The organism is Cuspidothrix issatschenkoi CHARLIE-1, from assembly GCF_002934005.1.
In the GTDB taxonomy this organism is placed as follows: Bacteria; Cyanobacteriota; Cyanobacteriia; order Cyanobacteriales; family Nostocaceae; genus Cuspidothrix; species Cuspidothrix issatschenkoi.
Genome location: NZ_PGEM01000038.1, coordinates 1 through 24,128, shown reverse-complemented (window position 1 = coordinate 24,128; position 24,128 = coordinate 1). Strand labels below are relative to the sequence as shown.

18 protein-coding genes and 2 tRNA genes are annotated in these 24,128 nt (G+C 38.4%); 15 read left to right on the top strand and 5 right to left on the bottom strand.

Annotation, left to right across the window (positions count from 1 at the left end; all coding sequences use genetic code 11):
* The first annotated feature begins 88 nt into the window (after positions 1 to 88).
* The 5 genes from nusA to CUN59_RS06730 all read left to right on the top strand — a co-directional run bounded on the left by nusA (position 89) and on the right by CUN59_RS06730 (position 8,448).
* Positions 89 to 1,366: a transcription termination factor NusA gene (gene nusA / locus CUN59_RS06755; protein ID WP_207765381.1), complete on the top strand. Its 1,278-nt coding sequence runs from the start codon at positions 89 to 91 to the stop codon at positions 1,364 to 1,366.
* Positions 1,367 to 1,501: 135 nt separating this feature from the next.
* The gene (locus CUN59_RS06750; RefSeq protein WP_104387117.1) at positions 1,502 to 1,780 is read left to right on the top strand and encodes a YlxR family protein; all 279 of its coding nucleotides are present in this window, start codon (positions 1,502 to 1,504) and stop codon (positions 1,778 to 1,780) included.
* 458 nt (positions 1,781 to 2,238) lie between these two features.
* Positions 2,239 to 5,337, top strand: coding sequence for a translation initiation factor IF-2 (gene infB, locus CUN59_RS06740; protein ID WP_104387150.1), 3,099 nt, complete (start codon positions 2,239 to 2,241; stop codon positions 5,335 to 5,337).
* A 441-nt stretch (positions 5,338 to 5,778) separates the two neighbouring features.
* Positions 5,779 to 6,027 carry a hypothetical protein gene (locus CUN59_RS06735; RefSeq protein WP_243406888.1) on the top strand — a complete coding sequence of 83 codons (249 nt, stop codon included), beginning with the start codon at positions 5,779 to 5,781 and terminating at the stop codon, positions 6,025 to 6,027.
* Positions 6,028 to 6,801: 774 nt separating this feature from the next.
* Positions 6,802 to 8,448 (top strand): DUF1565 domain-containing protein, encoded by a 1,647-nt coding sequence (locus CUN59_RS06730; protein WP_104387116.1) that lies wholly within the window; start codon positions 6,802 to 6,804, stop codon positions 8,446 to 8,448.
* A 157-nt stretch (positions 8,449 to 8,605) separates the two neighbouring features.
* Here the strand turns inward: CUN59_RS06730 and CUN59_RS06725 are convergent, their stop codons facing one another.
* The gene (locus CUN59_RS06725) at positions 8,606 to 8,872 is read right to left on the bottom strand and encodes a DUF3493 domain-containing protein (RefSeq protein ID WP_104387115.1); all 267 of its coding nucleotides are present in this window, start codon (positions 8,870 to 8,872) and stop codon (positions 8,606 to 8,608) included.
* A 33-nt stretch (positions 8,873 to 8,905) separates the two neighbouring features.
* Between CUN59_RS06725 and CUN59_RS06720 the strand changes: the two genes are divergently transcribed.
* Positions 8,906 to 8,977 (top strand) — tRNA-Thr (locus tag CUN59_RS06720).
* A gap of 783 nt (positions 8,978 to 9,760) precedes the next feature.
* Here CUN59_RS06720 and cas12k read toward each other — a convergent pair.
* On the bottom strand, positions 9,761 to 11,659 hold the full coding sequence (gene cas12k, locus CUN59_RS06710) for a type V CRISPR-associated protein Cas12k (protein WP_104387148.1): 1,899 nt from the start codon (positions 11,657 to 11,659) through the stop codon (positions 9,761 to 9,763).
* A 67-nt stretch (positions 11,660 to 11,726) separates the two neighbouring features.
* Here cas12k and CUN59_RS06705 point away from each other — a divergent pair, with 67 nt between their 5' ends.
* From CUN59_RS06705 to CUN59_RS06690, 4 genes are all read left to right on the top strand, one after another.
* Entirely contained in the window at positions 11,727 to 12,152 is a 426-nt protein-coding gene (locus CUN59_RS06705; RefSeq protein ID WP_104387113.1) for a MerR family transcriptional regulator, read from the top strand.
* Positions 12,153 to 12,291: 139 nt separating this feature from the next.
* Positions 12,292 to 14,853, top strand: a complete 2,562-nt coding sequence (locus tag CUN59_RS06700) for an HNH endonuclease signature motif containing protein (RefSeq protein WP_104387112.1) — start codon at positions 12,292 to 12,294, stop codon at positions 14,851 to 14,853.
* Between the two features lie 5 nt (positions 14,854 to 14,858).
* Entirely contained in the window at positions 14,859 to 15,560 is a 702-nt protein-coding gene (locus CUN59_RS21665) for a hypothetical protein (protein ID WP_207765380.1), read from the top strand.
* 24 nt (positions 15,561 to 15,584) lie between these two features.
* Entirely contained in the window at positions 15,585 to 17,042 is a 1,458-nt protein-coding gene (locus CUN59_RS06690) for an RNA-binding domain-containing protein (protein ID WP_104387111.1), read from the top strand.
* A gap of 135 nt (positions 17,043 to 17,177) precedes the next feature.
* On the opposite strand, the gene CUN59_RS06685 is transcribed toward CUN59_RS06690, so the two are convergent.
* Genes CUN59_RS06685 through CUN59_RS06675 form a run of 3 tightly spaced genes read right to left on the bottom strand, consistent with a single transcriptional unit; the run spans position 17,178 to position 20,269 of the window.
* On the bottom strand, positions 17,178 to 17,699 hold the full coding sequence (locus CUN59_RS06685) for a TniQ family protein (protein ID WP_104387110.1): 522 nt from the start codon (positions 17,697 to 17,699) through the stop codon (positions 17,178 to 17,180).
* Positions 17,699 to 18,535, bottom strand: a complete 837-nt coding sequence (locus CUN59_RS06680) for a TniB family NTP-binding protein (RefSeq protein WP_104387109.1) — start codon at positions 18,533 to 18,535, stop codon at positions 17,699 to 17,701. The genes CUN59_RS06685 and CUN59_RS06680 overlap by 1 nt, the downstream gene beginning before the upstream one ends.
* A 3-nt stretch (positions 18,536 to 18,538) precedes the next feature.
* Entirely contained in the window at positions 18,539 to 20,269 is a 1,731-nt protein-coding gene (locus CUN59_RS06675) for a TnsB C-terminal domain-containing protein (protein ID WP_104387108.1), read from the bottom strand.
* A 454-nt stretch (positions 20,270 to 20,723) separates the two neighbouring features.
* Between CUN59_RS06675 and CUN59_RS06670 the strand changes: the two genes are divergently transcribed.
* The 5 genes from CUN59_RS06670 (at position 20,724) to CUN59_RS06650 (ending at position 24,080) form a co-directional block, all read left to right on the top strand.
* The gene (locus tag CUN59_RS06670) at positions 20,724 to 22,109 is read left to right on the top strand and encodes an aldehyde dehydrogenase (RefSeq protein WP_104387107.1); all 1,386 of its coding nucleotides are present in this window, start codon (positions 20,724 to 20,726) and stop codon (positions 22,107 to 22,109) included.
* Between the two features lie 255 nt (positions 22,110 to 22,364).
* Positions 22,365 to 23,216 (top strand): hypothetical protein, encoded by an 852-nt coding sequence (locus CUN59_RS06665; RefSeq protein WP_104387106.1) that lies wholly within the window; start codon positions 22,365 to 22,367, stop codon positions 23,214 to 23,216.
* Positions 23,207 to 23,303, top strand: a tRNA-OTHER gene (locus CUN59_RS06660). Before CUN59_RS06665 ends, CUN59_RS06660 begins: the two co-directional genes overlap by 10 nt.
* Before the next feature lie 28 nt (positions 23,304 to 23,331).
* Positions 23,332 to 23,757, top strand: coding sequence for a XisH family protein (locus CUN59_RS06655; RefSeq protein ID WP_104387105.1), 426 nt, complete (start codon positions 23,332 to 23,334; stop codon positions 23,755 to 23,757).
* Entirely contained in the window at positions 23,745 to 24,080 is a 336-nt protein-coding gene (locus CUN59_RS06650) for a XisI protein (RefSeq protein ID WP_104387104.1), read from the top strand. Before CUN59_RS06655 ends, CUN59_RS06650 begins: the two co-directional genes overlap by 13 nt.
* Positions 24,081 to 24,128 lie beyond the last annotated feature (48 nt).

Below are 24,128 nucleotides of genomic sequence, written 5' to 3'. Positions count from 1 at the left end.
TCAGGAGTAATTTGTCATGGAAAACAATGACTCCTTACCTATTATCTGATTTTGCTGACCACTTACATAAAATTTTAGGAGACTGCGTATGTCAATGGTGACTTTATCAGGATTAAAAGACCTAATTGAAAATATTAGCCAAGAACGAAATTTACCCCGTTTGGCTGTACAAGCAGCTATTAGAGAAGCCTTACTCAAAGGTTACGAACGTTATCGTCGCGCCCAAAATTTAGAACGTAAACAATTTGACGAAGAATATTTTCAAAATTTTGAAGTAGAACTAGATATTGACGGCGAAGGATTTCGGGTACTTTCCACTAAAACTATTGTGGAAGCAGTCGCAAACTCCGATCATCAAATTTCCTTAGACGAAGTACAGCAAGTAGCCCCAGAAGCCCAACTAGGCGATTCTGTAGTATTAGATGTCACTCCCGATCAAGGCGAATTTGGGCGCATGGCCGCCATGCAAACCAAACAAGTATTAGCGCAGAAATTGCGGGATCAACAGCGCCAAATGGTGCAAGAAGAGTTTCAAGACTTAGAAGGAACAGTATTACAGGCAAGAGTCTTACGTTTTGAAAGACAATCAGTAGTTTTAGCTGTCACAAGTGGACTAGGACAGCCAGAAGTAGAAGCCGAGTTACCGAAGCGGGAACAATTACCCAACGATAACTATCGAGCTAATGCTATGTTTAAGGTATACCTGAAAAAAGTTTCCCAAGGACAACAACGGGGACCACAATTAATGGTATCCCGTGCTGATGCAGGTTTAGTAGTTTATCTATTCGCCAACGAAGTCCCAGAAATTGAAGATGAGGTAGTGCGAATTGTGGCTGTAGCGCGAGAAGCTAACCCGCCCTCTCGTTATGTTGGTCCCCGGACAAAAATTGCTGTTGACACCCTAGATCGGGATGTAGACCCCGTTGGAGCTTGTATTGGGGCGCGGGGATCAAGAATCCAAGTGGTAGTGAATGAACTACGGGGAGAAAAAATTGATGTAATTCGCTGGTCTCCAGATCCAGCTACATACATTGCTAATGCGTTGAGTCCAGCGCGGGTAGATGAAGTCAGACTCATGGATCCTGAAAGTCGCCAAACCCACGTTTTAGTAGCAGAAGATCAACTCAGTTTAGCCATTGGTAAAGAAGGGCAAAATGTCCGATTAGCCGCCCGTTTGACTGGTTGGAAAATTGATATCAAAGATCAGGCCAAGTATGACCATGCAGCCGAAGATACCAAATTTGCCGCCGTCAGAGCGCAGTATCAAGCAGAAAATAACGAAGATGACAGATCAGAATTTGAAGATGAAATGGAAGAAGAATTAGAATTAAATCAAGATAGTTTTGACAACGACGAGGAAGATTAATTTTCCCAAATTATCACACTAGCTTAAACAGACAGTAGGGGCGGTCAACTCCGCCCCACAGTCAACCGTCAACCGTTCTCACAACAAAACTCTTTAGTATCAAAAAGATATCTGATTTAATCCGACAAAAGACTGATGAAACCCAACTATCGGCGTTGTATTAGTTGTCGTCAAGTCAACTTAAAACAAGAGTTTTGGCGGATTGTCCGCGTCTTTCCATCGGGAAATGTACAATTGGATCAGGGCATGGGGCGTTCTGCCTACATTTGTCGCCAGGCGAGCTGCTTGCAACTAGCTCAGAAAAAAAATAGATTAGGGCGTTGCCTTTGGCCAGCGCGGCGATCGCTGCAAGGAAAAGTCCCAGACACACTGTATCAAACATTGTGGCAACGTTTAAATCACAGTGATTCCTAAGATCAGATGAATGGTAATAACTAAAATTGCGATAATCTCTAAAAAGAAGATAAAAAAGCCGACCTATTGGCACTTTTAATCATAACCTTTAGTATCGCTCAAGTTAGTGCCAAAATAGTAAATGGATGTAAACCGCTAATTTCATCTACCTAATTGTTGGGTAGAAGACTCCCGGCATTACCTCCACAGAAGTTTTTCTTGATCGTGTTGTGGAAGAATCACCAATCAGCAAAACAAAAACATCAAACATGGCCACCTGGTAGCGCTAAAGCGCAATTGGACATCAACCATCATTTCTGGTGGAGATGCCAGCATTAAACCGAAACATCTCTCTTTCCTAACTGGAGGCACCGGCAAAATCACCAAGGGCAACCGCAAAAAAACAGTGATCAAAGGGTGGAGATGTCACAAACCAGGCAACCATCCGTTAAAACTGTAAATTAAAGGGGAAAGAGTGGATGAACAACGGCAAAGTTAGAATCTATGACTTATCAAAGGAATTGAATTTGGATAATAAAGAGCTATTAGCAATCTGCGACCAGCTTGATATTGCCGTTAAAAGCCATAGTAGTACCATTTCCGAATCTGAAGCTGAACAAATTCGTAGCGCAGCCGAAAAAGTTGCCGCCACGAGTTTAGCCTCCAAAAAGGAACAAGGTGCAAACGTCCATAAACCAAATTCATCCCAAAACAGCGCTAAAAATCGTCCTAGCGCCAATCACAAGCAACAAATTCTGGAAATTCGTAAACCCAAGATATTGAGAAACACTACTACCAACAGCCCAGATGCCTCAGTCGCAACTGACGCTAATCATCCTTCACCTCCACGGCCTTTCGCTACACCAGTCTCACCCATGAAGCCGACGGCACCATCTCGACCAGTACCACGGAATCAATCTGAGACTCCGCAAAAGCCTAATCTTAACCCACCGGAACAGGAATCTCAACCTGAATTGGTAGTTCAGAAGCCTACGGCGGAAAAATCAGAAAAAATATCTACTCCTAGACCCAAACCAGAGAAACCACAAAAACCCCAACTGGCTTCTCCACCTCCTCGTCCAGATGGTCAGTCATCAGGACCAGAACAGATCGGAACTACGGACAAACCAATTCTCAAACGCGATCGCCCACAACAGCGCACAGATGAAGATAGGCAACCCGTCCGAGGTAAAGCCAATAAACCCTCAGCCGACCAAGGTTCACAAACTGCGCCACCAAGACCCAGTCGCGGTAACTCAGCCCCGACCAAACCAGAACAACGGGGCAATAGACCATCCCTTGGCGCACCAGGCGATATTCAACGTCCTAGTAGACCTGCACGCTCCGGTGAACCAGCCGCAGCCATGCCCATTGCCACTCCACCCAGACATAATGTAGGGGGAGCGAAAAAAGAACTATTAGACGAGACACCAATTGTTCCCGATCTTCTGGATCTCAAGCGCCCCACACCACCTCGTCCTAGCAAAGGTGGCAAAAAATGGCAAGAAGAAGAAATCATTGACGAAATCAAAGAAAAGGCTAAGGTCGGTCCCAAGAATAAACGGATCAAACCCATCCTGGATGATGATTTACTCGATGACGAAGAACTAGATGAGAATGGCATAGACATTGGTACTGCTGTACAGGTTAGTCTTTCCATTGCCCGTCCTCCCAAACCCAAATCCGCTCGCGCCGCTACTCCAACAGCAGCAGTTATCGCCGCGCCTAGTACCAAAGGTAAAAAATCTAGTTCTCCCCGCGAACAAAACCGTCGCCAAGAAGTAGAACAAAAAGCTGAACGTCCAGCCACATTAACTATTACCGGTCCATTAACAGTTCAAGAACTGGCGGATGCTTTAGTCATTGCCGATACAGAGATTGTCAAAATCCTGTTTATGAAAGGCATGGCTGTGAGTATCACCCAAAACCTCGATATTCCCACCATTACTCTAGTCGCCAAAGAATTAGAAGTGGAAGTGGAAGTGGTCGAACGTGAAGCTGAAGCTCGCAAAGTCACAGAAATGATTGACTTGGCAGATTTGGATCACCTGATTCGTCGTCCTCCCGTTGTCACCATTATGGGTCACGTAGACCACGGTAAAACCACTCTCCTTGACTCCATTCGCAAAACTAAAGTCGCTGCTGGCGAAGCTGGCGGTATTACCCAACATATCGGCGCATACCACGTAGATATCGAACATGAAGGTAAACCACACCAAATTGTCTTCCTAGATACTCCCGGTCACGAAGCCTTTACAGCTATGCGTGCCAGAGGAGCTAGGGTGACAGATATTGCCGTTTTAGTTGTAGCGGCTGATGATGGTGTTCGTCCCCAAACCATCGAAGCTATTAGCCACGCTAAAGCCGCAGATGTTCCCATTGTTGTTGCCATCAATAAGATTGATAAAGAAGGCGCACAACCAGAACGGGTGAAACAAGAACTTACTAATTATGGTCTAACCGCTGAAGACTGGGGTGGTGATACAATCATGGTTCCTGTTAGTGCCATGAAAGGTGAAAACCTGGATACCCTCCTGGAAATGATTATGCTAGTATCGGAAGTTGCCGAACTATCCGCCAATCCAGATCGGGTGGCTAAAGGTACAGTTATTGAAGCACATTTGGATAAAGCTAAGGGTGCGGTTGCGACCTTACTAATTCAAAACGGTACTCTCCACGTTGGCGATATGCTAGTCGCTGGATCAGCCTTCGGTAAAGTCCGGGCGATGGTCAATGATCGCGGTAAGCGCGTAGATATTGCTAGTCCATCCTTTGCAGTTGAGGTTCTCGGTTTAAGTGATGTACCTGCTGCCGGTGATGATTTCGAGGTCTTTGAAAACGAAAAAGAAGCTCGTGCATTGGCAAGCGATCGCGCCGACAAACAACGTCAATCTCGCTTGTTACAAGGTCGTGTTACCCTCACTACCCTGTCAGCACAAGCACAAGAAGGCGAGTTGAAAGAACTCAACTTGATCCTCAAGGGCGACGTGCAAGGTTCTGTGGAAGCTATTATCGGCTCCCTGCGCCAAATTCCTCAAAACGAAGTCCAAATTCGGATGCTCCTGGCTACGGCTGGCGAGATCACCGAAACAGATATAGACTTAGCTGCGGCTAGTAATGCTGTCATCATTGGGTTCAATACTACCTATGCCAGTGGTGCTAGACAAGCTGCGGATGAAGCAGGTGTGGATGTTCGGGAATACAACATCATCTACAAACTCTTGGAAGATATTCAAGGTGCCTTGGAAGGTCTACTTGAACCAGAATTGGTGGAAGAACCCTTGGGACAAACAGAAGTCCGTGCAGTCTTCCCCGTTGGTCGTGGTGCTGTTGCCGGTTGTTATGTCCAATCTGGTAAACTCGTTCGCAACTGTAAAGTGCGCGTGCGTCGTAACAACAAGGTAATTTATGAGGGTGTCCTTGACTCCCTAAAACGGATGAAGGAAGATACCCGCGAAGTTAACTCAGGTTATGAATGTGGTATCGGCATTGATAAGTTCCATGACTGGGCTGAAAATGACATTATCGAAGCCTATCAAATGGTAACTAAACGTCGTACCCTGACTATGACAAAGTAGTCCGGTGATCACAGCGTTGAGTGCTGAGTTGATGAGTGTTGAATCAAAATTATTGAGGGTTCAACACTCAAATAAGATAAACTCAGCACTCCGTAATTGAGGATTCAGAAACAGTAAAACCCGGTATGAGAAATAGTTTCATGATTAATTTCAGTTTATAAATCCCCTGACTGCTGATACAAATTAAAAAAGTTCTCGGTTTAATTAAGAACAAGTTATTTTAGAAATTTCTCGCAGAAAATTCTCAATTTAGTGATGAATGAGACAGAATTTTCCAGTATAAAACCATTATCCTGAGAAAGGATTGAGCAAAAATTTTCAATTTTAGGTTTGGGTAGCTCAAATCAAGTCTTCCCCTTAAGTGCGAAACAAATAATCAATTTTAAATCCCAAATCCCCAATTGTCTAACTCTGGAAGTCACACATAAGGAATGAGGAATTATGGCTCAATTTCCAACTTCTAGCGATTACGCCCATAACCACGATAGCAAAGACTATATCAAGGGTGAGCGTAGAGATCGCCAATTATCTGTTAACACTCAACTTTGGCATAATCTGAAATACGTGATCTCTGCTAGTTCTGGCTTTCAAAGATGGCAACTAGAATGTAATACCCAATTAGAAAGTCTACGTCTAGATCAACAAGTACAAATGTATCTAAGAGAAACTTTAGAAACTTTAGCTTATTAACCATTTGGTAAATACTTACCAGTTGCCCTGGTCTTGGCAGGAAATTTGGGGATAAGAAATCTTATCCTCATTTTTTATTGTGGCTGAAAATTTTCACTATTTCCCCTTGATAAGCTACGGTGTACACACAAGTCCTATCTGTCTTCGTATTGGGGGTTAGGAGGCATTAAAACTCTATTAGGCAGCCTGATTAGACTTCTGTGTAGACCGTAGCCTTGACAAGGAGGGTGGAAATGTGATGAAAATTAGGGTTTATCACTTTTCAAACACCCTCTTAAGATATAACTCTTTATCAGCCATCTGAAAGCTATAATCAATAACTTTTGATTCGCTTTTAATTGAACTGTGTTTTTTATAGGTATTGCTTGTGCTACTTGTACAGGAGTTAAGCAAAGCTTGATAAGTTAAAACTCAATGAAATCAGTAACTATGCACCAATGGCAATAGATAAGCATATATTCATCCTTTTTTATTTTGGTTGAGGGACTTCCAAATCAAATTTTTTAGGACTTACGCAAGATGTAACTGAAACCCTTATTCTTTGGTAGGGGTAATTCATGAATTACCCCTAATTTTGGTTTGCGTAAGTCCTGAACTTATTCAGCAAACCTACGTGTAGTCCAACAATCAAATAGGATTGCTATCTTAAGTTATATTATTTTTTAATGCCGATTTTAGCTGAATAAGTGCTAATTATCCGCTATAGTTTGTCATGAGTTTTAGCTTAAACTTTTGTGAGAGTACCACAATTAAGTAGATAACTTCAGTAACAAAATGAAAAATCAGGGTTTTCACATTTCCAATTTATCCTTGCAAAGCACCTTTACAGCTTTGTTGTTAATTGCTGGTAGCTCCACCCTTATACCTACTCAGGTTAAAGCAGGTAATATACCAGTGGTAACTGCCCAAGCTCCAGCTAGTGCTAATGTCATTTATGTTAATTCCGCTACAGGACAAGACGTAACAGGGACGGGAACTGTTGCCTCACCTTATAAAACAATTACCTTTGCTTTATCTAAGGCTCAACCAGGTACAGTAATTCAGGTTGCTCCTGGTAGCTATACTAAGGATAGTGGTGAAAAATTTCCCCTTGTGCTTAACCCAGGTGTGACACTTCAAGGTAATGAATCCAATAAAGGTGAAGGAATCATAATTATTGGTGGTGGTTTTTACACCAGTCGTACTTGGGCAAAACAGGATATTACACTGTTAGCTAACAATAATACTACGATTACAGGTTTAACTTTTACCAATCCTAATTCACGGGGAACGGCTATTTGGTTAGAATCGAGTAGCCCTGTGATCAAAAACTGTACCTTTATTAACAGCAAGAGAGACGGGGTTTATCTTACGGGTACAGCTAATCCCCAAATTGAAAATAACGTCTTTTTGAAAAACGAGGGTCAGGGGATTTCCGTAACTAAATCCGCCCAAGGTTCAATTCGTAGTAACTTGTTTCAAGATAATGGTTTTGGTCTGTCAGTTGGTGGTAGTTCCACACCTTTGATAGAGGGCAACAATATCATCCAAAACAAAAGCGGTTTGTATATCAATGACACGGCAAAACCCATACTCCGTAAAAACTCCATTCGCAATAATACACAGGATGGTATAGTTGCTACTATCAGCGCAGTCCCTAACCTGGGAACTAATGACAGTCCTGGTGGTAATCTCATCCGCGATAACGTTCGTTATGATCTTAACAATGCGACAAAAGGTATAAGAATTGCCGCAGTTGGTAATGATATCAATGAGAAGAAGATTTTTGGCGCAGTTGATTTTGTGGCGACTGCTGTGACTATTCCTCCCAATAATAATACTGGGAATACTGGGAATACGGCTTTTAAAGATGTTCCAACAGGTTATTGGGCAAAAACTTATATTGAAGCCTTAGCTTCCCAAAATATTATCGCTGGTTTTCCCGATGGTAGTTTTAAACCCAATGAACCTGTAACTCGCGCTCAATTTGCGGCCATTATTAATAAGGCTTTTAAACCTAAGTCAACACGGGCGGCTATTACTTTTAATGATGTAGCCAGCAATTATTGGGCTTATAATGCCATTAAAATTGCTTCTAGTAGTCCTTTCCTCTCTGGTTATCCTGATTTCACTTTTAAACCAGAGCAACAAATTCCTAGAGTTCAAGCTTTGGTAGCTTTGGCTAATGGTTTGGGTTTAACTGCTAGTTCTCAAAGTATCATCAGCTTCTATGTGGATGCTGGTAAAATTCCTAGTTATGCAGTCGGTCCGGTTGCAGCAGCAACTTTACGCCAATTGGTGATTAACTATCCCAATGTGAAGGAACTTGCACCTCAACGTCAAGCAACTAGAGCCGATATTGCCGCCTTTGTCTATCAAGCGCTGGTTAATGCTGGACGGGTTAAACCTATTAATTCTCCCTATTTGGTGACAGGTAAATAGGTAGGGGGCAGCGGTTCGACTCCCTTCGACTTCGCTCAGGGCAAGTCGCTCACCAACCGGGAGCAGGGGTAGGGGAGCAGAGGAGAATTATATTTTTAGTTCTTCCTTCTTTCTTCTTCCTCCTGATAGCAAAGCGTGGCGTTAGCCATACTCTTGCCTATTGCTTCTTCTTTCTGTTTTCCCATTGCCACAGAAGTACCATTAGTCCTATTACTCCTAGTTGAAGGGCGAAATTAGGCAGGGCTTGTTCAATATCCCGTCCTGCTAGGAGTTGAAAGAAGAAGACGAATGCACCGATAAAGCCCGATGCACCGACGCTGATATAGATAAATTTCCGCAAACCCCGATAGGGTGCGGCTGCTTCGGCTTTGAGGCGTTGATATTGTTGAGGTTTAAGATTATTTTGAGAATTTTGTTCCATCATTAGTAAATTATGTTATTATACTAGACTGTATGCGCCGATGTGGCTCAGGGGTAGAGCAACTGATTCGTAATCAGTAGGTCGTGAGTTCAAATCTCATCATCGGCTTTAGGTTGTACGTTCGTGTACATTAACAATTTATTTGTCACTGTTAACAGATTAATGTCATTTTAACTAATTCGTGTCACTGTTAACAAATTAATTGTCCCTAACTATCACAAGCAACACTGTATTTATATAGTGTTTTCAGAGTTAAACCCACGACCTACTGATCTTTCAACCCACCCAGATATTTTTTATTATACTTGCATAAATGTCTTTCAACCCGCCCCAATCCGGGAGGGGTGTTGAAACCTATAAATCCTGTGCCGTGGTGATCTTCCATCTGTGTCTTTCAACCCGCCCCACTCCGGGAGGGGTGTTAAAACTCCGCCCGACCAAACCCTTATCTAAAGACACCTCCAAAAGCAATTTTGGCAGATGTCCTAAATTTGCTCCTAATTTCCCTCTGAAGAGAACATTATCAAAGCATCTTAACATCTGAAACACAGACTAGACAACGGATTTAGACCTTTGGCAGAACCCCAGGGTTTTTGACCTCGCTTATGGTTCGCCAAAAATAAATAATTAAGGTGGATTCCTCCTTGCTCGGAGGTGATTCGGTAGCCACCACTGCGGTAAACCCGCACCTCTATTACTGGGGGCGCACCTTATTCCTGTTCACAAGGAACAGCAGCATCAAGGTAGGCAGCTACCAGGGTCAGAAAGCACAACTGTCTCACAACAGTCAACCTAACCCGCATTTGTCACCGAACAGAGGTTTATCAAAAACATGAACTGCGGCGCTATTGTTAATTCCTATTCTATTATTAAGGTTCGGTATTTTGTCAATCAGGCTTTTCGGGATTGATAGGCGCTTATCGCTAATTCTTTGGCTTTCTCTAATGGACTCGCTCGAATTGGTTGTTTTCCCTCCTCTATAGCGATTCCTGCTTTACTTGCCTGACTTTGAATATTAGAGATTAATCTACCGTAGCTCCACTGATGAACAGTAGTTCGATATTGCTTGGCATACTTTTGTTGAACCTCTATTATATCTGATTTTTGTTCAGCTTTAGATTGAATTTCACTCTGAATTTGCTCTCGCATATCTCCCAATTTTGGAATAACAATACTGCCAGCTTTATATGTTTGGGCAACTGCAATAATTTCTTTTGCAAGTAATCTATCTATATATTCCCCTAACTCTGAATCTCCAAATTGATTTGGTGCTGACATCCTTTGAGCGACATGGCGTTCGTGGGATAACAGGTGTTTTTGTTGTCGCTGTCTATTGAGTAATTTATAACTTTCACCAAGTAGTTGTTTAATGTTGCGATATGTCAAAACTTTTCCCGTTGTACCATCTACAACTGCAATTGTGGCAGGGTTTTCTAAACCTAAACTCACACCAACTAGAATATGAGATAGTCCCTTATATAAAGGTTGGCTAGGACGAGGGAAATGGTTATTAATTCTAGCTAAAGAAGAACTTTTACGTTTGAGATGTGCCTGTTGTTTATCATTAAGATCACCTTTGGTTTTTGTCTGGGTGATGGTTTTAGCAATTTCTTCGGCTTTTTCTTCTTTGACTAAATTTGTTCCTTCTTCTGTCCACAAACGAGTATCTACAGAACAATAAAGAGTTAAATGGTGAATATTCCAGGGTTCTCCCTTGCCTTGTCCTTCCTGCCAAGAAATACGACCACTTCGCAGGGTAAATAAAGCACTAGAATGTTGATTCTTACTATCTTTCTTAATTTGTTGATCTTCTAGGAATCTTTGAAACCAGTGAAGTTGGCGAGAATCACAATAAATTTGAAAAGTATGCTCACTCAAGCCACTGAATTTTACACATATCCGCCCAAATTGATTTTTAAACCAAACTAAATCTTCGTTGGTTTCGTAAGCCACTGGAAACGGCACTTGACTAGATTTTCTTAACAGAATATTTTGCCATAATTTCGCCTCGGTTTCATTTTCAGGAACAGTCTGAGTAGCATTAAAAAGAGTTTCCAATCTTAGGGTATCAGTTAAATCTCGTCCTTTAGGGATTCGAGCAGCTAATTTTTCTGTCAAACGTTGAATTTGAATTTCTACTTTGCGGCGACGTTGAGCGAATTTATCGGTATTTTCTGCTTTATTGCTAATCTTACAGCCATTTTTGAGTAAATAACTAATGGCACAACGAGTTAAATTATCTTCTGTATTACTGTAAGCATCAAATAAGTTTTTTGATAAATTACGTTCGCTATCTGAAGTTGGAGATTTTTTCCCTTTTTTACCTTTTGCTGGTTGAGTTTCAGCAGGATTTTGGGCAGCAAATTGAGCCAAAATTTCGGCAGATTTAGTCTGAAGTACATCCAAGGAGACTCCACTGGCTGCTTCTAATTCAGTATCACTATTGAGCATTTCTAACCAGCGCAGTTTGCCGTCTAGTTGGGACTGAAACCGCTTCATTAAGGCAAACCAGGATTTATAAATATAGTTCACTGATGCTGTGGCACTGGTGTAAAACCTTGCAGGTTGTCCCATGAAGCGCGGATCAGTTTTCAAAGGTTCACACAGTTCTTTGACTACACCTGTGGGGTGTTTACCTTTTTGTCGCCAAGTTTCAAATTCTGGATGTTTACCCATTTGCATGAGTAATTCGTTAATCAGTGGCGTGTTTTTCTCAGCCATCAATTGCCATAACTGTTGACGGGTAGATTCACTCGCCAGTAGACGGCACTGAATAGTGATTTGGCTCATATAATAAACATATTTGTTTAATACTACCATATTTGTACTATAGCTTCTTTCTGTAAAATAGTTTTTTATGCAAGAAACATTTTTCACAAGTAAGGAAGCGGCTCAAATTACAGGTTGTACTCTCCGCCAGATCCAGTATTGGCGAGAGAAAGGGATTGTTGTGCCTGTGATTAGTGAGACGGGAACGGGACGCAGTATTTATTACTCCAGGTCTAATCTGGTGGAACTGGCTGCTTTGGTATATTGGCTGTCTACGGGGATAAGTTTTGATGTTGCTTGTTTTATTCTGAAACAACTGAAGGAACAAGAACCGGAGTTGTTTATTTCTGGTCACGGGAAGCGGTTTATGTTGTTGTTATCACAGGATGATTCGCTTTCTTTGGTAGAATTTGATCGGAAGATGGCTATTGCATCCCTAGATGAAGGTAAGGCTGTGATTCCCGTGTGGTTAGATGTTATTTATCAGGGGTTAGCAAGCAAGTTACCAAAGTAAGGATGTCTAACAAAAAGCTACTTCGCGTCTAGTATCCCTGGATGAAGGTAAGGCTGTAATTCCTGTGTGGTTAGATGTTATTTATCACAATCTAAGGCATAATATTATTAAGTAGTTAAACCAGTATAAGGAAAAATGTATGTCTCTTAAAAAACCAAGTTGGATGACTTCAGATACATGGACACAATTTATTAATAAGTGGAGTAGTTCACCTCAATGTAATCATCCAGGTTGTATTAAACCAGCAGATACAGTAGACCATATTGTTGCCAGACGTAATAATGGTCCTGATGAAATAGAAAATTTACAACCCCTTTGCAGAGAGCATAATAGTAAAAAAGGTATTAAACCTGATGAATATTGGTCAAAAACATTCTTTTTTGATCATCCAAGAATAAATCTCGATAAGTTAAGAACAGCCCAAAAACGCGAAGGTTGGGATCGGATTCTTGATTATCAAGATTGGTTTTTGCATCCTTGGAATCAAATTAATCGTACTATTTACGGTAATTTTTGGATTGTTGGTGCAGGTAAAACTTTAGCGCCAGTTATACAGGCTTGTGCATTAAATTATATTATCCAGAAACAACTAGGAAAGTCATATCCTCGTATTAATAGAATTTTAATTTTAACTAAAGAACAAGCAATTAGAAATCAAATAGCTAATTCTTTAAGTGGTGAAGGCGAAGGAGAAAATGAGCTTGTCAAATATGGTATTTCTTCTAACGCACCCAGAGTAGGAATATTATCTGAAGGTTGGCAAGTTCAAGATTATCCTAGTTTAGAGCGTTGTGATATTTGGGTTGCTTGTATTCATCAGTTTTTTGAAACAAATGACAATCCCAAAGAAAATTTATCTGAGATTTTAGCTCAATTTCCTTTTATTGCTATTGATGAACCTCATTATGCTTTATACCAGGTTTTAAATATTGTTCAAAAAGCGGTAGATTCTTTAGTTTTTGGTTACACAGGAACACCAATTGAAGCTGATGGTAAAACACTGTCTCAATTTACTTTGCTTTCTGTTTATGATTATGATGATGCTAATGAAAATGATCATTCAATGAAATATGTAAGTGACAAAGAAGGAGAATTTACATATTTTGTTGAAGAAGTTGGAATTAAAAGAGCAGAATTAATTGCTGATAATGAGCTTGGTTTTGAAGAAACAGATGATGCTAAACAAGAAGGGTATGACAAAAATTTAATACCACAACTTTCTGTTGTACAAGCAGTTCTGACTTATATGGAATCTTGCGACAAAATTGAGGATAAAACCTCAGTAATCAGTGATATTGCGCCTCATCGTCCTGAAGGTTCTAAGGCAGAGTTATGGTATCCAGTACATTCTATGATTGTTTTAGATAGTGTACCAATAGGAAGAAAAATATGTGAACAAATTAATCAAATTTTTGAAAGTAATCGTAAAAGATTTCCCAAAAGTAAAGGATACCATGCTGATATTATTCATTCAAACATTGATGAGATAGACAAAGATAAAAGCCTAAAATCAACCGAAAAAAAATATATCCAAGGCAAAAAAATGTCTCCTAAACATCCTTGGATGTTATATCAACAAACAGGAATACTTAATGAAAATTGTAATCGTGTTCTTGTTGTAATTGGGATGGCAAGGGAAGGAGTAAGTAATCGTTATTGTGGTTGTATTGGCTATGCTTGTAAAACTCAGTCTCTAATTGAACTTGTACAAAGAGCTATTGGTCGTCAAATTCGTAGTTATGATCAAATTGAAAAATTGAAAAAACAATTTAAACCTGGAGATACTGATTTAGATCAACAATGTATTACCTTATTAACCCCATCTCGTAGACTAGATAGCGTTAAAATTATTACTCATGAAACTTACGAAAATGCTAGTGATATCCGCAGAGCAATTTCTTATATTTGCAATATGCGAGATCATTTAGAATCAATACCAACAATAGAGGAATTAATGGAAGGTCAAGTTACTCCAGGTATTGATATTCCTGTACAGGGAATTTTGAAAACAAAAGAAAAAATAGAAATTGCTGGTGATATTGGAAAAACCAAACAAAGTAATACCGAACAACCAATTAATACAGGAAAATACCAGGATATTTGGGGAGATAATAATGAAACTAAGCGTAAGAAAATTTCTGAATGGGTACAAAAAGTAGTTGATTCTCCTGAAGATGCAGAACGGGAAATTAATTATACTGGGATGTTACCTGAAATCCCTGTAGTTTGGGATGAAAAAATTGATTCTAGTCCAACACAAGATCAACTTATACAGTTTATTAAAACTCATGAACCTGATTTAATTGGCTTATTAAATGATGCTAATTCATACTTGGTATTAGAGCGACTCTATACAAGATGGGCTGAAAATTTTGATCTTGGTCATATTCCTAATATTTCTGAACTGAGTGACATTCGTACAAGTCTAGGTTCTCAAGTTATCAATTCTTTAGGTAAATATCTTCAATTATCTGATAAAAACATAGTTTATCCATTAGTTGGTAGTGCAATGAAACAAGTTTTAGGAACAAATGAATCATTAACAGATAAAAGTAGATACAATTGTCCTCAAGCTCAAGCTATTCTAACCCGTAAAGATGTTACACAAAAAATCAAAGGATGGGTAAGAAATAAATTAATTGCCAAGGGATATTGTCCTGAGTTAGCTATAGCTTTTGAAATTGAACAAGAGGAAAATTAAATTAAATGTCGAACTCTCAACGAGATAGAGAAATTGCAATTGCTCAAGGTGCTGGTAAAGCAAAAAGGTCTGCTGGTAACGCAGTTCATGGATTAACACATACTGAAGTGTTAGCAGACTTTTATAAACTTCAATCAGATGATGCTAGGGCTGCTTTTGCCAGAACTTGGCTTTCTAAATCTTCAGAAGCACTTAATGAAACTTGGAGTGTTATTTATACACTTCTTAAAATTGTAGAAGAAAAAGAACTGTATAAAAAAGAAAGTTCTTTAAATAACTCTAAAATATATAATAGTTTTCAGGAATTTTTTGAAGATAATCTTAAACGTCCTTTTGAAGAATGGGCTAGATTAGAAGCTGATTATAATTATGTTTCTCAGTATTGTCCCGAATTGTTTAATAGTTTTTATTCAGAAGTAATAACAACACCAAAAAACACTAATATAGATAAAAAAGAACGAGAGGTTATTTTAACAATGTCTGGATATGAATCATTAAAAAATAGAGCTTCTCAATATAAAACAATTTTTCATTGGGAACAATTACAACAAGTAGTTGATAATGGATGGATTTTATCAACTGCTGAAGTTAGAGAACTCATAGGGGTAAAACCTAGAAAATCACCTTTTGTAAGAGGAGCATTTCAGTTTACTAAATGCGGAAAAATTGGTAATCAATCTGCTTGGAATGTTGAAAAAATATTATAGATAATTAATATTTAAAGGAAAATTATGGAATTAAGTCAATTATCTATCATTGTGCAACAACTAATTTCACTTCCTCAAGAAACCGAGTGGGTAGAATTTAAACAAAATAACGAAAAACCAGAAGCAATAGGAGAATATATTTCAGCATTATCAAATTCAGCTACTTTACACGGGCAAAATACAGGTTATTTAGTTTGGGGAATTGAAGATAATACTCGTAATATTGTAGGTACTCAATTTAAACCTAAACAAACAAAAATTGGCAATGAAGAATTGGAAAATTGGTTACTTAGACTTCTTTTCCCTAGAATTAACTTTAAAATTTATGAACTTCCGTTTCAAAATCAAAATTTAGTATTATTGGAAATTCCTAGTGCTAATTATCAACCTGTTAGTTTTCAAGGAATAGAATATATTAGAGTTGGTAGCTATAAGAAAAAACTTAAAGACTATCCAGAAAAAGAAAGAGAATTGTGGAATTTATTTTCCTATCAAACTTTTGAAAAAAGAATAGCTTTAGAAAATATAACAGCAGATGAAATTTTAACGAAGATTAATTATCCCAGTTATTTTGAATTAACAAAACAAAATTTACCAGACAACAAACAAGGGATTTTAGAGCGGTTAGAAAAAGAAAAACTAATTAATATAAAAGCTAATAATTATTATGATATTACTAATTTAGGTGCAATTCTTTTTGCGAAAAAATTAAGCGATTTTGAAAGACTAGGAAGAAAAGCAATTAGAGTTATTATCTACAAAGATAAAGGTAGAATTTTTACTCAAAGAGAACGGGTATTTGAGAAAGGTTATGCTGTAAGCTATGAAGAAATAATTGCATTTATTAATGATCAATTACCTGAGAATGAACAAATTGGTCAAGCATTACGCCAAAATATCAAAATGTATCCAGAGATTGCGATTAGAGAATTAGTTGCTAATGCTATGATTCACCAAGATTTTAATATGACTGGTGTTAGTTCTACTATTGAGATATTTTCTGACAGAATTGAAATTAGGAATCCGGGTGAACCATTAGTTGATACAATGCGTTTTATAGATATACCACCTCAATCTCGCAATGAAAATTTAGCTGCTTTTATGAGAAGAATTAATATCTGTGAAGAACGTGGTAGTGGTATAGATAAAGTAATTGATGCAATTGAGTTTTTTCAATTACCTGCTCCAGATTTTAATGTTAAACATCAACATACAGAAGCTGTTTTATTGAGCTATAGAGAATTAAAAGATATGGATAAAAGCGATCGCATGAGAGCTTGTTATCAGCACGCTTGTTTACGATTTGTCTGTCGTGAGCAAATGACTAATGAATCCTTAAGACAAAGATTTGCTATTGATGATAAAAACTATTCTATGGCTTCCCGAATTATTGCGGATACAATTAATGAAAACTTAATTAAGCCCTATGATCCTGAAAATAAATCTAAGAAACACGCTAAATATGTGCCATTTTGGGCATAAATGATTATTTATATCTATGGAATAAATAAATTAATCTTATGTGACGGTTATGTGACTGAAAATAAAAATTTAGGCATTTATAAAATCAAAGAATGGCTGAAAGTATTATCGAATAGGAATTTTGAAGATTTATGTTTAAATTTTGTTATGTGATTCAATAAAATTCTGACTCTTTACCATCTCCCCAAACAGCGTAAAACACCGAAGACACCAACCATCAACCCACAACGCCGGAACTTTAAACCTAGCCCCACAATTAGGACACTCAGACAACAAACTTAAATGATGATCCTCACACCCCTGAGTCACCTTAAACTGCCACTCAATCCGATGACAAGGCGACTCCACATAACAAGCAGCACAAAGCCGAATCGGCTCAAGATTCATACCCACCCCAGCAGGAGGTAACATCCGCGCTAACCTATCAGCATCAACACCCACAACCTTAGCCAAAGCCTCCAATTGCTGCCGAGAAGGAGGAGGATTAAAACGAAACTTTTCCCATCTGGATATTGCACCCCCAACCCCAGCAGCCTTACCCAAACCAGTAGTTGTTAAATCATTTGCCCGTCGAAACCGCCCCAAAAAATGACTGATACTTTCCCCCTCAAAAGGTTCTACCTGAAACAACCAAGGATTAATTTCCCCAACTTCCATTACTTATACTCCGCCGTTACTTCCTTCAAAGTTTCCAAATCAATCTTTGATAATCCCTTCTTTAAAGCCCGAATAGCCGACTCCCTAAGAATCATATCCAGCAACCCAATATAACCCCCAGTTGCCTCACCCAAAGTCTTCAGCATAGCCTTACCGGAAAGATTAGAAGCAACAGGCAGTTTTAAAACTTGCCTTTCCCAAATCTCCACAGTGCGCTTAAAATCTTCCCCAGAAAACTTACCAAACCGATGACAGGCGCGAAAACGGTTATAAACCTGCTCATCTCGTTTGATTACAGCATCTAATCTATCAGTACCCACCAAAATCACCGCAATTTCCAACTTATCAAAAATATCCCGCACCTCCGCAAAAGTCTTAGGTTTAAAACGATCAGCCTCATCAATAATCAGCATTTCCACCCCACAACCTTTGAGAACCCGCAGCGTTCTATCTCTAATCTCTGCCACCGTTCCCTTTGTCATTTGATACTTCAAATGCTCAATAATTGCGGCAAATAACTCCTTAGCACTACACTCTTGAGGTATTTGGATATAAGCAACAGGCACAGTTGGCGGTTTTCCTGGTTCTTGTTTCGGTTTATGCCTGAGTCTGTAGGCATCACAACCCATAGTTTTACCCGTTCTTGACTCTCCTAGCACCCTCCCAGACTGCCGTGATTGTCGCTTACCATCTAACCAATCATGGAGCATTTTCACCTGTTCCAAAGGAATAAAACTCTTCCGATTCAATCGGTGAATTTCCGCTTGTAACTTCTCATCATTGGGGAGAATATCACCTAATTCTTGAGCAACACCTTGAGCTTGTTGTGAAATCATAATTTACCACCCGTAATCTTCGCGCATTTGTTCATAATCAAAAACCTCTGGCATATCTGTATCTGAGGAACTTTCCACAGATGCCACTTCTATTTCTTCAGGTTCAACAATCACAGGTTTTTTAGCAGTTCGACTTCGCTCACTGCTGGCTTTTTCCACCACAACCTGTTCTTCTTTTTGGCGTTCCTTCTTCGTTTTCTTTTGCTTAACAAAAGTTTCTCTGTCTCTTACCTCAGCCAAAATCGAACGATTACTAATTTCTTTACCTGCTTGGCGAATTCTACGACTCATAGCTTTAGCCTCATCCAGAGATAATTCTTCAGTCTCCAAATCTTGGGCATAGGCACGAGCTAAAAATTCCTCTTGAAAACCTGTTTGGCGATAAACCAAGATAGTTGTAATGTCTTTCGGGTCAAATCGCAACACCACGCTTTCCCCAGCATAACCAGCTAGGTTTTCACCCCGATAGGTGAGATTTTCAAATTGCAAATATCCACCCCTGTAAATCGAGCGTCGAGTTTGCTTCATCAAACAAATACGCAAATCCTCCTCAGAGATTAAATTGGGGGCAACAATTAACCCAGCTTCCCATCTTTGATAGCGAGTTTGATCACCCAAACGAGCATCAATACTTTGGTTATATTTGTCTACGAGATACCTTACCAATAGACGTTCTAATTCTCGTAAAGTTAAACAAGCTTCTTTTTCCGCTTCCTCTGGACGTTCCTGCACATTTGAGCCTGTGTATCCTGGTAAGGTAGAAAATAAATCAGTGTTCAAAGTACCAAAGGGACGTTCGACAATACCGCCTTCACTGGGGCAATCTCGAAGATGGCAAGCAAAGCCTAACTGCACACCTATTTGTTGTAAATGGTTAGAACGAAAATCCTTACCACCATCAGTAAAAAAGTGTTCTGGTTTGCCATAAGTTCCCCATTCCTCATGTAGTCCATATTCTGCTCCATATTTTTTGGGTAATATGGCGTGACGCAGTGCCAAAGCCACCACCTGAGAACTAGGTGCATCAAAACCTAAATTAATTCCGATGATGCAACGAGAATAAGTATCTATCACCGTTGTCAGCCAAGGACGAGCTAAAAGTTCACCATGTTGATCCACCAGTAAAATATCAGCACGAGTATGATCACATTGCCAGATATGATTGCTGTATTCGACAGATAAATCTAGTCCGTCACGAGTTTTCAGTGATAATCGAGAACCACGCCAACCAGGAGTGCGGATGCTTTTTGCTTTTTCTTGCTTTTCAATCACAGGTTCAAGAATACGGTAAACAGTCATGTGAGAGGGAGGCTTGACACCTAGTTGATCCGCTCTTACCTTCACTCTGATTGCTACTTGTTGGCGAGTCATGCGTTTGCCGCCCTTATTACCTTCCTTATAAGTCTTGAGAATAAACTCCTGCCAGTTTTCATCAACTCGGTGCTTACCCTTATCAACCCGGTCAGTTTGCGTCAGACCAACTAAGCCTTCCTGTTCCCATTTATCAATCAGTCGCCTTACTGTTCGTACTGATTTACCCAGTTTTACTGCTGCTTCTTTGAGTCTTTGAGCATAGGTAGTGCGATCGCCTGCTTCTAATAAACTTTGAATAATCTCCATTTTTAGTTTCGCCTCGTCGGAAAGTTCCGACACAATGATTTGAGTATCTTTGGCGGTAACACTTTCAGTTTCTAAGTTGTCTGGAGTTATAGGTGTTTCATTCCTCATATACATTGATGTTTAATTGGAACATATTTGTATATTATAAATCAAAAGTGACATTTAATGTGTGAAATTTTCAGAAGTAGAGTAGTTTACATGGATTTTGGGAATTGACACTTAAATTGTTAATTTTCCCTTTTTTGACAATTAATTTGTTAAAAAAGGTTTCACAAAATGATTAGAAGGTATAATAACTAAACCCTGCTATGATCCTTGTTATAGCAGGGTTTCAATAATTTTTATTTTTTGTGACAATATTTTGTTAAATTGACAAATAATTAGTTAATGTACAAAAATATTGCCTCTTTACCCTATTCCCTATTCCCTATTCCCTGTTCCCTGTTCCCTATTCCCTGTTCCCTATTCCCTGTTCCCTCTTTCCCCTTTCAGACTGGTTATTTAGCATAACAAGTACGGTAGAACCTAAATAATAATACTCCCATAATACTTATTTTTGAGATAAAAAATGATTAGTACCGAATTATCCAAACCTCTCGATATAATCGCTAAACAACGGCAGTTTTTCCAAACAGGTAAAACTAAAGATGTAGCTTTTCGGATTTCTCAATTAAAAATACTCAAACAATTAGTAAGTGAGAATAAAGGGGGAATTATCCAAGCGTTAAAGGCAGATTTACATAAACCAGAATTTGAAAGTTACGCTACAGAAATCGGTGTTAATAAAGAAATTGATTATGCTCTCAAACATATTAATAACTGGACAAAACCAAAGAAAGCAGCCGTTCCTTTAGAATTTTTCCCCTATGCCGCTAAAATTTATCCAGAACCATTGGGAGTGGTTTTAATTATTGGCCCTTGGAATTATCCCTTTCAATTAATTATCTCACCTTTGGTTGGTGCGATCGCTTCGGGAAATTGTACGATTATTAAACCTTCAGAACTTGCACCCCATACTTCTAATTTAATCAGCGAATTGATTCAAAAATACTTTGCTCCAGAATATATTACCGTCATTCAAGGAGCAGTAGAAACTAGTCAACAGTTACTAGCCCAAAAATTTGATCACATCTTTTTTACTGGTGGTACAGCCATTGGTAAAATTGTCATGGAAGCTGCTGCTAAAAATCTCACTCCAGTAACTTTAGAATTAGGTGGCAAAAGTCCTTGTATCATTGATACAGACATTAATCTAGAGTATACCGCTAAACGCATTACTTGGGGTAAATTTATTAATGCTGGACAAACTTGTATTGCCCCTGATTATCTATTAGTAGATAAAAAAATCAAAGCTAATGTAGTTAATGCTTTGCAAAAATGTCTGCAAACATCCTATGGTGAAAATCCTGCTACCAGTCCAGATTATGCGAGAATAATTCATCCAAAACATTTTGATAGATTGGCTAATTTACTCAAAGCTGGGAAAATTATTGTCGGTGGAGAAACTAACCGGGAAGAACTGTATATTGCTCCCACTTTGTTAGAAAATGTGACTTTAGAAGATGCAGTCATGCAAGAGGAAATTTTCGGGCCAATTTTGCCAATCATTGAATATACAGACATTAATGAAGCCATTAGCTTAATTAACTCTAGACCAAAACCCCTGGCTTTATATTTATTTTCCCAAAATAAAAACCTGCAAAAACGGATTTTACAGGAAACATCATCTGGGGGAGTATGTATTAATGACACAGTAATGCAGGTTGGTGTTTCTTCTTTACCCTTTGGAGGTGTGGGTGATAGTGGCATTGGTAGCTATCACGGTAAAGCTAGTTTTGATACTTTTTCCCATTATAAAAGTGTCTTAAAAAACTCATTTCGTTTGGATATAGATTGGCGATATGCACCATATAAGGGTAAATTGTCGCTGTTAAAACGAATTATTGGGATCTAATCCAAATTCTCTACTCCCAACGGTAACAGATCCCCGACTTCTTTTATTTATTGTGTTCATACATGATTAATTGATCTTAGAAGTCGGGGATCTTATCTCCTCATCTGAATCCTTATATTTTTATTTTACTGAGGTTCTTCAATTTTTTCTCAAGTAGATTATATTGTTATAATATGTAAATAAGTTAATTTATTGACTTGTTTAAACATAATAAACAGAATCAGTTACAGCTAAATCATAGGATGGATATTTAAAATGCGTAGTAAAGAATTGGTGGTATTACATCAAAAAATTTCAGAACTAAATACACATTATTCACATTTTCTTTTTATTTCTGAGCAATTCATTATTGATAACCAGTTGAAAATCAAAAATAATTCCAAAAAATATACAAGTGAGTTATTCACAGAAAACAAGTTTGCTGATCAGTTTAATTCACAGATGGAAAAAATTATAGATGAGAGTGAAAAAACTAGAAGTTTTATTCTACGCAGTTTATTTATTTTGAGTTATTCTCAGTTTGAAATTTATCTTGCAGATGTCTATTCTTTTACAAGAATTTATCTTACAAGTCTAAAAGAACTATTTTCTAATAAAAAATTACAACAGATACGGAAAAACATTGGTATGATAGATATCAATGGATTATCAGAAATAGAATTTAAGACTTTAGAGTATATATCTTTGAGACGTAATAGCATTGTTCACAGAGATGAAAAACGTGCATATCAAAAAGAAATTGCAAAATGTATAAAAGACAATGGCAAAGAACTAAACAAATTTTGGTTAGGAGAAAATAATCTTCAAGTCAAGGTACTAGACTTTACAAAAAAAGAAGTTTCTCACTTTGAATCTATGGAAGTAATTGATATTTTAAATATTATTCACAGGTTATCAGAAAAAATTGATCATCTGATAATTACCAAGATTGGTGTAGATAACCTCTATAAATATCTGATTAAAGAATTTGAAGATGAGTATAAGCCTATTAAATCATGGGAAAATAAAGACAGAGAAAAACTTATAAAAAAGTTTCAGCACTTTGCAAGAATTACATTCGGCGCTATACTGAGTTATGATAAAGTAAATAACTTATTGGGGAAGTAGCTCAATGGTAGAGCCCCCTCTTGAAAAGGGTTCTTACGAGAACCTTTTCCAAGGGGACGGTTGTGGGTTCAACTCCCATCTTCCCCATAAAATGTAGGTAGCTCGTTTATATTTGGTGTTACCCGTATCTGCAAAAGATATATTTCACGAAGCAGTAAAAACCGCTTTAGAAAAAGAGCAGTGGTTAATTACAGATGATCCATTAAAATTCAAATTTGGCAGCGTCAAATTTAAAATTGACTTAGGTGCTGAAAAAGTAATTGCTGCTGAAAGAGAAAATGAGAAAATCGCAGTAGAAATCAAAAGTTTTATCAATCCTTCCGCTATTACCGATTTTTACGCTGCTTTGGGTCAGTTTCTTAGTTATCGTCTTGCATTGGAAGCTATTGAACCAGATCGTATACTATATATGGCCGTTCCATTTGAAGTTTATCAAACGTTTTTTCAACTGGAGTTCACACAAATTGCTCTCAAAAGGTATCAAGTTTTCTTAGTGGTATATGAACCAGAGAATGAGGTGATTGTAGAATGGATAAAATAAGCAAGTATCGAGAATACATTAAAACTCTACTCACAAATTACGCCAAAGACGATATTTCCACTAACGAAGTAGATGTACAACTCATCTTTGATACAGAAAACGACCATTATCAATGGATGAACGTGGGATGGGAACATTTAACCCGCGTGTATATGACGGTCATACACCTAGATATTAAAAATGGCAAAATTTGGCTACAACAAAATTTAACAGAAGAAAATCCCGCCGGAGACTTAGTAAAAATGGGAGTTCCCAGAGAGGATATTGTACTAGGTTTACATCCTCCTTATAAACGTCCCTATACAGATTATGGAGTAGCTTAAAAACCCCTTTTTACCTTTGCTCACGCTAATTTAACTATTCGCCGTAAG